Below are 12,410 nucleotides of genomic sequence, written 5' to 3'. Positions count from 1 at the left end.
AAGCACAACGGAAAGCTGATTGCATGGAAGTCTCTCGTATCCGGGCCTTGCGCGGCCCAAACCTCTGGTGCCGCCATACGGCCATCGAAGCCATCGTGGCCTGCTCGGATCAATCCCAACTGCTGGCCGAACTGCCGGGCTTTGAAGACCGCCTGCGCGCGCGCTTTCCGGCGATTGGCCCGTTGCGCCCGGATGACGAAGCCGATGCGCCATCGATTGCGCACGCGCTGGAAGCCGCGGCGCTGGGCCTGCAAGCTGCCGCCGGTTGCCCGGTGACGTTCAGCCACACCGAGCCCACGCTCGAACCTGGCACGTATCAGGTCGTCGTGGAATACAGCGAAGAGGAGGTGGGCCGACTGGCATTCGAGCTGGCCGGCCAACTTTGCCTGGCCGCACGCGACGACCAGCCGTTCGATCTGGACGACGCGCTGCACCGCCTGCGCGAGCTGGACGAAGACGTGCGCCTGGGCCCCAGCACCGGCTCCATCGTCTACGCCGCCGTGGCGCGCGGGATTCCGTACCGCCGTCTCACGCAGGGCTCGATGGTGCAATTTGGTTGGGGCAGCAAGCAGCGCCGTATCCAAGCCGCCGAAACCGACATGACCAGCGCCGTGGCCGAATCCATTGCGCAGGACAAGGATCTGACGAAGACCCTGTTGCACGCGGCCGGCGTGCCGGTACCGCTGGGCCGTTCGGTGCGCAGCGCCGAAGAGGCGTGGGAAGCCGCGCAGGAAATCCATGGCCCGGTCGTGGTCAAGCCGCGCGACGGCAACCAGGGCAAGGGCGTGGCCGTGCGCATTCGCACGCGCGAAGAAGTGATGACGGCCTATGAGGTCGCGGCCGACATTTCGTCGGACGTGATTGTCGAGCGCTACATCCCCGGCCACGATTTCCGCCTGCTCGTGGTGGGCAAGCACTTGGTGGCCGCCGCACGCCGCGATCCGCCACAAGTCATTGGCGACGGCAAGCACACCGTGCGTGAGCTGGTCGACGAAGTAAACCGCGACCCGCGACGCGGCGAAGGGCATGCCACGTCGCTCACGAAAATCCGCTTTGACGACATTGCGCTGGCCACGCTCGCCAAACAGGGCCTGAGCGCCGACGCCGTGCCGCCCAAGGGCACGCGCGTGGTGTTGCGCAATAACGCGAATCTCTCCACGGGCGGCACAGCCACCGACGTGACCGACGACGTGCACCCCGCCATCGCGGCGCGTGCCGTGGCGGCAGCGCAGATGGTCGGCCTCGACATCTGCGGCGTGGACGCCGTGTGCGAAACGATGCTCAAGCCGTTCGAGGACCAGGCCGGCGGCATCGTGGAAGTCAACGCCGCGCCGGGTTTGCGCATGCATTTGCAGCCCTCGTACGGCAAGGGCCGCGCGGTGGGCGAGGCCATCGTCTCGACGATGTTTGCCGATGGCGACGACGGCCGCATTCCCGTGGTGGCGGTGTCCGGTACCAACGGCAAGACGACCACCGTGCGCCTGATTACCCATCTGCTGGCGTCCAGCGGCCTGCGCATGGGCATGACCGGCACCGATGGTGTGTACATCCAGGGCCAGCGCATCGACACCGGCGACTGCAGCGGCCCGCGCAGCGCGCGCAACGTGCTGCTGCATCCGGACGTAGACGCCGCTGTCTTCGAAACCGCGCGCGGTGGCCTGCTGCGCGAAGGTCTCGCGTTCGACCGCTGCGACGTGGCGGTAGTGACAAACGTGGGCGAAGGCGACCATCTGGGCCTCAACTACATCAGCACGGTGGAAGACCTGGCTGTGCTCAAGAGCGTGATCGTGCAGAACGTGGCGCCGCGCGGCATGGCGGTGCTCAATGCAGCCGACCAGATGGTCGCGCGCATGGCCGACGGCTGCCCGGGTTCGGTCACGTTCTTCGCGCACGATCCGGGCCTGCCGACCATGGCGCTGCACCGCGCACAGGGCAAGCGCGTGGTGTTTGTCGATGGCGCCGAGATTGTGGCTACCGAAGGTGGGAACGAAACGCGCATCGCACTGGCCGACATTCCGCTCACGCGCAACGGCACGATCGGCTTCCAGGTGGAGAACGCGATGTCGTCGATTGCCGCTGCATGGGCACTTGGCATCGACTGGACGATCATCCGCCGCGGCCTCGCCACCTTCGTGAATGACGCCGCTACCGCGCCGGGCCGCTTCAACCTGTTCGACTACAAGGGCGCGACGCTCATTGCCGACTACGGCCACAACCCGGATGCCATCCAGGCGCTGTGCAACGCAGTGGGAACCATGCCGGCGCAGCGCCGCATGGTGGTCATCAGCGGCGCCGGCGACCGCCGCGACGAAGATATCCGCAAGCAGACGCAGATTCTTGGCGGCGTGTTTGACGATGTCGTGCTGTACGAAGACCAATGCCAGCGTGGGCGTGCTGACGGTGAGGTGCTTGCGTTGCTGCGCGAAGGGCTGCAGGGTGCCTCGCGCACGAGCCGTGTTGAGGAAATCCGTGGTGAATTTTTGGCCATCGACACCGCGCTGGGGCGGTTGCAGCCCGGTGATCTCTGCCTGATTTTGATTGATCAGGTGGAGGAGGCGCTGGAGCATATTGCGCGGCGCGTTGCGGAATGAGTTTTGGCCCCCTTTGATGGGGGTTCGCCGGGTTTTGTTTTTGTGGTGCATCCCTGTTTCGTACCCTGCCGGGCACGACCTACTTTTCTTTGTCTTGCCAAAGAAAAGTAGGCAAAAGAAAGGCGCGCCCGAGATGGCGAAAGACTCCTTGAATTTGCGTAACCGGGCGGAGGCGGGGAAAACTCGCTGCGCTCAGACAGTTCCCCGCCTTTTTTCCGCCCGCTTACGAAAATTCAAGGCGCCATCAAGGGCTCAACGTCAAAAGAGAAAGGCCAACCCATCGCGCGGTTGGCCTTTGTCGTTTGGGCCTGTGCCCAGATGGTTCGGCTTTTGTCCTTTGACTTTCCTGCCCTAGATGGCGCCTTGAATTTCTGTTGCAGGGAGGAAAAAGAGGGGAGGCTGTCTGAGCGCAGCGAGTTTGCCTCCCCTCCCTCCCTGCGACATAAATTCAAGGAATGTTTCGCCATCTCGGGCGCGCATTTCTTTGCTTACTTTCTTTGGGCAAGACCAAAGAAAGTGAGTCAGCCCCGGCAGGGGATGAAACAAGGGATGCACCAACAACAAAAGAACAAGGCAGAAACCCCCGCCCACCCCCTCCAACACCATTGCCCTATGATGACGTCTCCCCCTGAGTCCCTGCGCCATCATGCCCAACCCCATCACACTCGCCCCAGTAGAGCTCGCAAAGTCCTACCGCCTCCTGAACCACGGCCCGACCACGCTGGTCACCAGCGCCCACAACGGCGTGCGCAACGTCATGGCAGCAGCCTGGGCGATGCCGCTCGACTTTGACCCGCCCAAGGTGCTGGTCGTGGTCGACAGCCGCACGCTCACACGCGAGCTGATCGAAGCCTCGGGCGTGTTTGCGCTCAACATTCCCACCCGCGCAATTGCCGAGACCACGCTCACGGTGGGCACGCTGTCTGGCCGGGACGGCGACAAGTTCGATGCGCTCGGCCTGGCCACGGTGCCAGCCCGCACGATCGATGTGCCGCTCGTCGCAGGCTGCGCAGGGTGGCTGGAATGCCGTGTCATTCCCGAACCGCACAACGAGAAGCGCTACGACCTCTTCATTGCTGAAGTGACCGCCGCCTGGGCGGACCCGGCGCTGTTCAGCAACGGCCGCTGGCACTTTACCGATGCGGGCAGCAAGACCGTGCATTACCTGGCGGGCGGCGCGTTCTTCGAAACCGGCGATGCATTTACCGTGGAGGCCAAACAGCCATGAGCGACATCGCCATCCGCCCGTTGATCGTTGAGGATGCGGCAGCGTTCAAGGCCCTGCGCCTGAAAGCCATTGAGGATTCGCCGACCGCTATCTGGCCGACGCACGATGAAGAGTCGGGCCGCACGCTGGAGGAAACCCGTAACCGCATCCGGGCGACCGAGCATCAGATCGTGTTCGGTGCATTTGCGGGGCCGGAGCTGATCGGCATTGCCGGACTGCGTCGCGAGCCGCTGGCGCAGGTTGCCCGCAAGGCCGTGCTGTGGGGCGTGTTTGTTGACCCGGCACATCGGCGGGGCGGTATTGCGGCCCGTCTGCTCGACGCCGCCATTGCGCATGCGCGTGCGGCGCGCGTGTTGCAGATCCACCTGTGTGTCAATGCCGAAAACCCGCGTGCGCAAGCGCTGTATCGCAACGCGGGTTTCGAGACCTTCGGCATCGAGCGCCGCGCCATGCGTGTCGGTGATCGCTTCTACGACGAAGAGCACATGGCGCTGCGACTCGACGTCTAAACCGTCAGGCGCATGCCATCAAGTCCGCCACACCCTGGCGGGCTTCAGCGCGGATGCGTGCCACATCCAGCCCGCACACCACACCTTCGTCCACCACGACACGGCCGCCGATGATGCTGGTGCGCACGGCAATGGGCTCGCCGGCCACCACGGGCGCGAGCGCGGGGTCGTGGAAGCCGTAGAAGCGCGGATGGTTGATGTCGTAGAGCACCAGATCGGCTGCTTGCCCGACCTGCAGCGTGCCGACTTCACTCAAGCCGAGCACGCGTGCGCCGCCTGCGGTGGCCCAGTGAATGACATCTTCAGCAGTGGTGGCACTGGCGCCTTGCGCGGCACGGTGGATCAGCCAGGCGGTGTTGACCTCGCCGGTCATGCTGCCCGATTCGTTGGACGCTACGCCATCCACGCCCAATGACACCGGCACGCCGGCCGCGGCCAGTTGCGGTACCGGCGCGATGCCGCTGCCCAGCCGGCTGTTGCTGACGGGGCAGTGCGCGATGCCGCTGCCCGTCTGGGCCAGCATGCGAATCTCCGACGGCTGCAGGTGCACGAGGTGCGCAAACCAGACGTCCGGGCCCAGCCACTCGTGCTCGGCCACGAACTCCACCGGTAGACAGTTGTATTTCTCGCGGCAGAAGCGAACGTAGTTGTCGGTCTCCGACAAATGCGTATGCATGCGCAAGTGCATGCCGCGCGCCGCATGGGCCAGCTCGACCAGCAATGCCGGCGGCAATGAGAACGTCGGTGTGGTCGGTGCCACCGCCACGCGGCGCATCGAATCGGGGGCGTCGTCGTGATAGCGGTGTTTGAGCCGCTCGATGTCGGCCAGCATCTGGTCGAGCGTTTCAGGCCGCAGCGCCGTCTTCGAGAAGCCCGGGTGGCTGCTGGCCGATTCGATGGCGCCGCCGCGGCACAGCACGAAGCGCATGCCGAACTCGTCTGCCACGTCGAACAGCATGTCGCCCGATTCGGTGCCGCCGCCTGCGTGATAGAGGTAGTGGTGGTCGGCGCAGGTGGTGGCGCCCGACAGCAGAAGCTCCGCCATGCCCAGGCGCGCAGCCGTGCGCATCAGCTCGGGCGTGAACAGCGGCAGGCGCGGATACGGCACGCTGGCCAGCCACCCCTGCAGGTCCTGGTTCATGCCTTCCGGCACGGCCTTGAGCAGGTTCTGGAACAGGTGATGGTGCGTGTTGATCCAGCCCGGGTAGACGATGCAGTCGCTGGCGTCGATGACGCGCTCGCCGGGGCGGGGCGTGAGGTCTGCGCCCATCTCGGCGATGCGGCCCCCGGCGATGCGGATATCGACCGCACCGGCGCGTGCGGCGTCACCGCGCAGGCCGGTCATGACGGCCATGGGGCGGCGGATGAGGATGTCTTGAGGCGTGTTGTGCATGGAAATGTCCATTGGAAAATCAGGCGCGGCCGGCCGTACGCACCACAGACGCGGGCACGTGCGCTTCTTCGGTGCCGTTGAGCAGCAGGTTCAACGCTACGGAGACCAGGCAGGCGATGACCACGCCGCTGTGCAGGAACGGTTGCGTCCAGTCGGGCAGGGCCTTGAACAGCGTGGGCGCCAGCACCGGCACCAGCGCGGCGGCAATCGTGAAGCCCACGATCAGGACGTTGTAGCGGTTGTGTTCATAGTCGACGCGCGCCAGGGTCTGGATGCCCGCAGCGGCCACCACGCCGAACATGGCAATGCCGGCGCCGCCCAATGCGGCCGATGGCGTGGCCGCAATCACGGCGCCGGCCTTGGGCACGAGCGCTACGAGACACATCAGCGCGCCGCTCACAGCCACCACCCAGCGGCTGCGCACACCGGTCAGCACCACCAGCCCGACGTTCTCCATGAACGCAATGAACGGGAAGGCCGCGAACATGCCGGCAATGGCGCTGGCCAGGCCGTTGGCGCGCAGGCCGTTGATGGCTTCCTCTTCTTCGATGGGCTTTTCGACAATGTCGCCAATAGCCAGGAACAGTCCCATCGATTCGACCATCTGCACGATCATCACCACGATCATGGTGAGTGCGGGAACCACGGCAAACACGGGCACCCCGAAGTGGAACGGCACCGGCAGCGTGACCCACGGCGCGTCTGCCACGCCGTGAAAGTTGCCCATGCCCATGGCGCAGCCGAGCAACGTGCCGACGATCATGCCCACCAGCACAGCAAGGTTGCGCAGCAGCGGGCTGCCGAAGCGGTTGATGAGCAGGATGGTGGCAACCACGACCACGGCAACCAGCAGGAACGACGGCGCACCGAAGTTGGCAGCGTTGCGTCCGCCGCCCACCCAGTCATACGCGACGGGAAAGAGCTGCAGGCCGATGACGGTCACGATGCAGCCCGTGACCACCGGTGGAAAAAATCGCCGCAGCCGCCCCACCAGCGGTGCGGCGAGCAGCGTAAACAGCCCGGCCGCAATGACCGCACCGCACACGCCCGCGAAACCTACGGCAGGGTTGGTGCCGATGGCAATCACCGGCCCCACGCTGCTGAACGCCACCCCCTGCAGGATCGGCAACCGCACCCCGAACTTCCAGAACCCGATGGTCTGCAACAGCGTGGCAATGCCCGAGCAGAACAACGTGGTGCTGATGAGCACAATGGTGTCCGCCTGCGACATCTTGAGCGCCGACGCGATGATCATCGGTACCGCGATGGCGCCGATGTACGACACCGCCATATGCTGCAAGCCCAACGTCAACATCTGTCGGGTCGACAGAATCTGGTCGACCGGGTGTACGGCTGTTGTCATGGTTGTCTCCTATCGTTGTCATGCCCGGGGCGTGCCAGGAGCCGCCCTCGGGTCAGGGGATGTCATGTCATGGCATGCTCACGCCGCCAGACACGCGTTGAAACCGTCCTGCAGGGCCGCACGATCGAGGTCGCGGCCGATGAAGACGATCTTGCTGCTGCGCGCTTCGCTGCCCCACGGCTGCGTTGCGCGAAAGTCGATGAGGCTGTGCACGCCCTGCAGCACGTAGCGCTGCGGCTGACCCTTCACGGCCAGGATGCCCTTCATGCGGAACAGCGTTTCCGCCTGCTCGGCGCGCAGGGTGTCGATCCACGTGTGGAAGCGCACGAGGTCCACGTCGGCCGGCACGTCAAAACCCACTGACGAGACGCTCGGATCGTGCTGGTGGTCGTGCTCATGTTCGTGCTCATGGTCATGGTCATGGTCATGCTCGTGAGCGTCGGCGTGAGCATGCTCATGTTTGTGGTCATGTTCATGTTCGTGCGCGCCATGCTCGCCGTGGCCGGCGTCTGCGCCGATCTCCAGCAGCTTCTGTGTCGCCTCGAACGCGCCGACACCGATGATCTTGTTCAGATCGACCTCGGCATAACTGGAGGTGACGATGTCGGCCGTGGCGTTCAAGCCGCGGATGCGCCCGCGCAGCGCGTCGATATCGTCGCGGCCCACAAGGTCCACCTTGTTGATGACGATACGGTCGGCGCAGACGATCTGGTCGACGGCCTGGTTGTCGACACCGTCCAGCTGCAGGTCGTCCAGATGCGCGGCGATGTGCTTGGCGTCGACCATGGTCACGATGGCGTCAAGCTCGACATGTTCGGCAATCGGGTCGTCGATGAAGAACGACTGCGCCACCGGATACGGATCGGCCAGGCCGCTGGTTTCCACCAGGATGTGGTCCAGCCGTTCGGGCCGCGCGACGAGCTGGCGCACGATGCGCACGAGGTCTTCGCGCACCTCGGCCGTGCAACACACGCAGCCGTTGACCATCTCGTAGATCTCTTCGTTTTCCGAGGCCATGACCAGGCCGCCGTCGATGCCGACTTCACCAAACTCGTTTTCGATCACGGCGATCTTGCGGCCGTGGTTTTCGCGCAGGATGAAGTTCAGCAGCGTGGTTTTGCCGGCGCCAAGAAAGCCGGTGAGGATGGTGACCGGAATCTTGGTGTTCGGGCCGGGAAGCGTGGCGTGGGCCGTGGCTTGGGGTTTCATGCAGTCTCCTTGTCGAGCGTGGGTGGGGTACGGACTAAGGCAGGTAAGGCTTCTTCGCCCCAGCGCAGGGCGGTGCCGGCATCGAGCCCGAACAGATCGAGCACGCGGCCGAGGGTGTGGTCGATCATGTCGTCCAACGTATTGGGGCGCGCGTAGAAGGCCGGTACGGGCGGCGCGACGATGGCGCCCATCTCCGTGACGGCCTGCATGTTGCGCAGGTGTGCGAGCGTGAATGGCGTCTCGCGCGCCATCAGAACGAGCGGCCGGCGCTCCTTGAGCGTGACGTCCGCTGCGCGGGTGAGCAGCGTCGACGAGACGCCGGTGGCGATCTCCGCAAGCGTCTTCATCGAACAGGGGGCGACGATCATGCCGAGCGCACGGAACGATCCGCTGGCAATGCCGGCGGCCATGTCGTCGGCGCGGTGCGTATGCGTGGCGCGGGCCATCACGTCAGCGAGCTTGAACGGCGTTTCGTGCGTCATCGTCAACACTGCGGAGCGCGTGACGACCAGGTGTGTTTCCACATCTAGCGCGCGCAGCAGTTCGAGCAGCCGCACGCCGTAGATGAAGCCCGACGCGCCGCTGATGCCGACCACCATGCGTGGTGGCGCGGGCGGGCGGAGATGGCGCCCACTCATGACTGCACGCCTGCCTGGCGCAGGATATCGGTCGCCCGCGCCACGGCCTGCGGATCGATGCGCGCGCGGATGCCCTCGAAGCCGGCACCGCGCGTGGCATCGATGCCCATGCGCGAAGTCGTGCCGTGCACTGAAGAAGAGGGATCGAGCGGGCTGCCGGGCAGGCCGTCGACCATGAAGACATCCTGGTGCGGCTGGAAGTGGGTCGCCATGGCCCACAGCACCTGTTCGTCCTGCTGCAGGTCGATATCCGAATCCACTGCAATCACAGTCTTGAGGTATGGGTCCCAGCCGAGCAGTGCGAGCATGACCTGACGCGCTTCACCGTCGCGCGTCGGGTTGAGCGCCACGTAGCAATGGAAGTGCGTGCCCGAGTTCGGATAGTGCAGCGCCGTCACCGATGGGAAGCGCGCCTTGAGCTTCTCGCTCATCTCGGCCTCGCGCGGCAGGCGGGCCAGCGTCAGATGCTCGGCGTACGGGCCGCCCACCACGTCGACCAGCCAAGCATCGCGCCGGCGCATCAGGGCATCGATGCGCAGCACATTGTTGGTGGAGCGGTCGGACGAATAGCCGGTGAATTCACCGAACGGGCCTTCCTCGGCATAGGCGGCGGGGTCGATGGTGCCTTCGAGCACGAACTCCGCTGCCGCCGGCACGCCGATGCCGTAGCGCGGCGTGCGGACAATATCGAGCGGCGCGCCGAGCAGGCCACCCGCCACGGCGCGTTCGTCGGCGCCAAAGGGCAGGCGGGCGGCGGCGGCCAGCATGAACAGCGGATGCGCGCCCACCACCATCGCCACGCGCAGCACGTCGCCGCGTTCGCGCGCGGTCTGCAGCATGCGCCACAGGTGGCCGCGCGAGTGCAGGCTCGTCGCCAGTGCGTTGCGTGCGTGGCGCATCGAACGGTGATAGCTCATGTTGGACACGCCCGTCACCGGGTCCTCGGCCACGATGATGGCGTTGGTGATGTAGGGCGCGCGGTCGCTCTCGAAGTGCTTGATCATCGGCAGCAGCGCAACGTCGACCGCGTCGCCTTCGATCACCTCTTCGGTGATGGGGCCGTGCGAGACGACACGCGGTGCGATGGGCGCATTGGCGCGTGCCTGGAACGCGTCGTGCAATTGGGTGGGCGGCACGTCGAACAGCCGTGCCAGCCGTGCGCGCGAGGCGAAGACATTGGTGACCAGGGGCACCTGCAGCCCGCTGACCTGCTCGCAGATCAGCATCGGATTGCGGTTGCATGCGGCAAGCCGGTCGATGACGGCCGTGACATCCTGGTCGGCGCTCACGCCATTGCGCAGGGTCAGCACGTCGTCGGGGTACAGCTCGCGATAGAGGTTGGCGAAGATGTGGAAATCCTGTCCTTCGCCAAGACGGGTCATGCTCATTGGCACACCTCGCTAAAGGCGGGCGCCGAACACCACAGAGGCGCGGCGCACGCGGGATCGGCGCTCAGGCCGCTTCTGCTGTCTGGACGTAAGTCGACTTCAGGCGCAGTTCCGCCTCGGCCAGGTCCTTGGGCGGCTTGGTGGGCTCGATGCCGACCAGTCGCGCAATGTTGTTGCCCAGATAGTCTTCGAGGTGGTCCTCATCGATGCCCAGCCCCTGCGGCGGCGCCGAGCACAGCACCTCCAGCTCGCGCAGCCACATGCCGGGCTCGTTGGGCGGCGAATCGGTCCCGAAGACGATCTTGTCGCGCGGCAACTGCTTCGCAAATTCGACGATGCGCGACTGGAAGCACCAGCCGGATTCGCAGTACACGTTGGGCGTATCCATCGCCATCCAGAACGCTTCGAACGAGTAGTTGCCGCCGGTCTGGATACCGAAGTGGCCGATGATGAAATTCACCATCGGGAACTCGCGGATGATCGGGTAGAACATCGTCGGGATGGTGTACGGGCCGTCGCCGGTGTGGATCAGCACCACGATGTTGTACTTGGCACAGACCTTCATCGCCGGGCGCAGCCAGTCGAGCGCGCGGTCGGGCCGATAGCCATGCATGTTGGCGTGCAGCTTGACCATCTTGAAGCCGTATTCCTTGATGTGGAATTCCAGCTCCGCCGCGCCGTTCTCCGGGCCCCAGCGCGGGTTGTACGTGAAGTTGCCGATGAAGCGGTCGGGGTACTTCTGCGTTAGTTCGGCGATGTACGCCATGTAGTCGCGGATGCCTTCACGGCCACGGCGGTTGCCATCGCGGTAGCCGGTGTTGCCCGGCGGCGGCTGGATGAAGCCCATGTCGATGCGGCGCGGCTTGCCGTTGATCATGTACGGGCCGTCCATCAGCTGGATCATGCGTTCGCCGTTGAACGGCGTGCCGGTGTGGCGCCAGGCCTCGTCGACGAGGTTGGTCGGGTGCAGATGGGTATCGATAATCATGTGTGCGCTCCGTGCGGTCTGCGGTGGCTCAGGCGGCAGCCAGCGCAAGCTGCGCTTCGGCTTCGGCCACGGTCTTGGGCGGACGGGTCGGCTCCAGGCCGATCATGCGGGCGATGTTGTTGCCCAGGTAATCCTCGAGCGTGTCTTCATCGAGGTTCAGGCCTTGCGGCGGGTCCATGCACAACACTTCCAGCAGGCGCAGCCACATGCCGGGCTCGTTGGGCGGGGTGTCCGTGCCGAACAGGATCTTGTGCTTGGGCAGCACCTTGGCGAATTCGACGATGCGCGACTGCAGGCACCAGCCCGATTCGCAATACACGTTGGGCAGCTCCATTGCCCACTGCATTGGCTCGAACACGTAGACGCCGCCGGTCTGCACGCCGAAGTGCGCCATGATGAAATCGACGTTCGGGAAGCGCTTGATCATCGGAATCCATTCCGACGGGATGCTGTAGGGGCCGTCGCCCGTATGCAGCTTGACGGGCACGCCCAGCTCGGCACATTTTTCGAACGCGGGCATCACCCAGTCCAGCGCGCGGTCGGGGCGGTATGCATGCATGTTGGCCTGCATCTGGACCATCTTGAAACCGTGTTCCTTGACGTAGCGCTCGATGGCCTCCACGCCGTTCTGCACGCCGCAGCGCGGGTTGTAGACGAAGCAGCCGAGGAAGCGGTCGGGGTACGTCTGCACCATCTTGAGCGTGTACGCCATGTAGGCGTCGATGGATTCGCGGCCCGAAAGCTCGCCGTCCGTCCAAGTGTAGATGGTGTTGCCCTGCGGCGGCTGGATGAAGGCCTTGTCGATACGGCGCGGCTTGCCGTTGATCATGTAAGGGCCGTCCATCATTTCGAGCAGGCGCTCGCCGGTAAAGGGGTCGCCGTCGTGCCACCACGCGAGGTCCACCAGGTCGGTGGGGTAGCAGCTGATGTCGATGATCATCGTTGGATCTCCTGATGACTGGGAGGAAGCGCGTGATGGCTTCCCGGTGAGGGCAGGCACGTCCTGCAGCGCGGCGCTCTTTGCTAGGCGTGTGCCTTCCCCTCGCCGGATCGCGTGATGCCGGATGCGTGCTGCTTGGGGCGCAGTATCGGAGTCAGGGCCG

Annotated in this window: 10 protein-coding genes; 3 read left to right on the top strand and 7 right to left on the bottom strand. The window is 65.1% G+C overall.

All coding sequences use genetic code 11. The features are described from left to right. Positions 1-23: 23 nt before the first annotated feature. The 3 genes from cphA (at position 24) to N511_RS0111450 (ending at position 4,328) form a co-directional block, all read left to right on the top strand. On the top strand, positions 24-2,591 hold the full coding sequence (gene cphA, locus N511_RS0111460) for a cyanophycin synthetase (protein ID WP_027679418.1): 2,568 nt from the start codon (positions 24-26) through the stop codon (positions 2,589-2,591). 646 nt (positions 2,592-3,237) lie between these two features. Then, positions 3,238-3,819 carry a flavin reductase family protein gene (locus N511_RS0111455; RefSeq protein ID WP_027679417.1) on the top strand — a complete coding sequence of 194 codons (582 nt, stop codon included), beginning with the start codon at positions 3,238-3,240 and terminating at the stop codon, positions 3,817-3,819. Further along, the gene (locus tag N511_RS0111450; protein ID WP_027679416.1) at positions 3,816-4,328 is read left to right on the top strand and encodes a GNAT family N-acetyltransferase; all 513 of its coding nucleotides are present in this window, start codon (positions 3,816-3,818) and stop codon (positions 4,326-4,328) included. The genes N511_RS0111455 and N511_RS0111450 overlap by 4 nt, the downstream gene beginning before the upstream one ends. 4 nt (positions 4,329-4,332) lie before the next feature. Here N511_RS0111450 and N511_RS0111445 read toward each other — a convergent pair whose 3' ends face one another. From N511_RS0111445 to N511_RS0111415, 7 genes are all read right to left on the bottom strand, one after another. Beyond that, positions 4,333-5,721 (bottom strand): amidohydrolase family protein, encoded by a 1,389-nt coding sequence (locus N511_RS0111445; protein WP_027679415.1) that lies wholly within the window; start codon positions 5,719-5,721, stop codon positions 4,333-4,335. A gap of 19 nt (positions 5,722-5,740) precedes the next feature. After that, positions 5,741-7,084 carry a nucleobase:cation symporter-2 family protein gene (locus N511_RS0111440; RefSeq protein WP_027679414.1) on the bottom strand — a complete coding sequence of 448 codons (1,344 nt, stop codon included), beginning with the start codon at positions 7,082-7,084 and terminating at the stop codon, positions 5,741-5,743. A gap of 78 nt (positions 7,085-7,162) precedes the next feature. After that, positions 7,163-8,293, bottom strand: coding sequence for a CobW family GTP-binding protein (locus N511_RS0111435; protein ID WP_027679413.1), 1,131 nt, complete (start codon positions 8,291-8,293; stop codon positions 7,163-7,165). Then, positions 8,290-8,931 (bottom strand): UbiX family flavin prenyltransferase, encoded by a 642-nt coding sequence (locus tag N511_RS24140; RefSeq protein ID WP_197032042.1) that lies wholly within the window; start codon positions 8,929-8,931, stop codon positions 8,290-8,292. The genes N511_RS0111435 and N511_RS24140 overlap by 4 nt, the downstream gene beginning before the upstream one ends. Continuing rightward, complete coding sequence (locus tag N511_RS0111425) at positions 8,928-10,319, bottom strand: UbiD family decarboxylase (RefSeq protein ID WP_027679412.1); 1,392 nt, start codon at positions 10,317-10,319, stop codon at positions 8,928-8,930. The genes N511_RS24140 and N511_RS0111425 overlap by 4 nt, the downstream gene beginning before the upstream one ends. 64 nt (positions 10,320-10,383) lie before the next feature. Continuing rightward, positions 10,384-11,307, bottom strand: a complete 924-nt coding sequence (locus N511_RS0111420) for an amidohydrolase family protein (protein ID WP_027679411.1) — start codon at positions 11,305-11,307, stop codon at positions 10,384-10,386. Positions 11,308-11,335: 28 nt separating this feature from the next. Then, positions 11,336-12,247, bottom strand: coding sequence for an amidohydrolase family protein (locus N511_RS0111415; protein ID WP_027679410.1), 912 nt, complete (start codon positions 12,245-12,247; stop codon positions 11,336-11,338). Positions 12,248-12,410 lie beyond the last annotated feature (163 nt).

Origin of the sequence: Ralstonia sp. UNC404CL21Col, from assembly GCF_000620465.1 — a bacterium.
Classification (GTDB): Bacteria; Pseudomonadota; Gammaproteobacteria; order Burkholderiales; family Burkholderiaceae; genus Ralstonia; species Ralstonia flatus.
Note: the sequence above shows the minus strand (reverse complement) of the source record. Positions and strands in the feature narration are given on the sequence as shown.

Coding starts and splice junctions, on each gene's coding strand:
- cphA (WP_027679418.1), top strand. CDS start 24: ATGGAAGTCTCTCGTATCCGGGCCTTGCGCGGCCCAAACCTCTGGTGC.
- N511_RS0111455 (WP_027679417.1), top strand. CDS start 3,238: ATGCCCAACCCCATCACACTCGCCCCAGTAGAGCTCGCAAAGTCCTAC.
- N511_RS0111450 (WP_027679416.1), top strand. CDS start 3,816: ATGAGCGACATCGCCATCCGCCCGTTGATCGTTGAGGATGCGGCAGCG.
- N511_RS0111445 (WP_027679415.1), bottom strand. CDS start 5,721: ATGCACAACACGCCTCAAGACATCCTCATCCGCCGCCCCATGGCCGTC.
- N511_RS0111440 (WP_027679414.1), bottom strand. CDS start 7,084: ATGACAACAGCCGTACACCCGGTCGACCAGATTCTGTCGACCCGACAG.
- N511_RS0111435 (WP_027679413.1), bottom strand. CDS start 8,293: ATGAAACCCCAAGCCACGGCCCACGCCACGCTTCCCGGCCCGAACACC.
- N511_RS24140 (WP_197032042.1), bottom strand. CDS start 8,931: ATGAGTGGGCGCCATCTCCGCCCGCCCGCGCCACCACGCATGGTGGTC.
- N511_RS0111425 (WP_027679412.1), bottom strand. CDS start 10,319: ATGAGCATGACCCGTCTTGGCGAAGGACAGGATTTCCACATCTTCGCC.
- N511_RS0111420 (WP_027679411.1), bottom strand. CDS start 11,307: ATGATTATCGATACCCATCTGCACCCGACCAACCTCGTCGACGAGGCC.
- N511_RS0111415 (WP_027679410.1), bottom strand. CDS start 12,247: ATGATCATCGACATCAGCTGCTACCCCACCGACCTGGTGGACCTCGCG.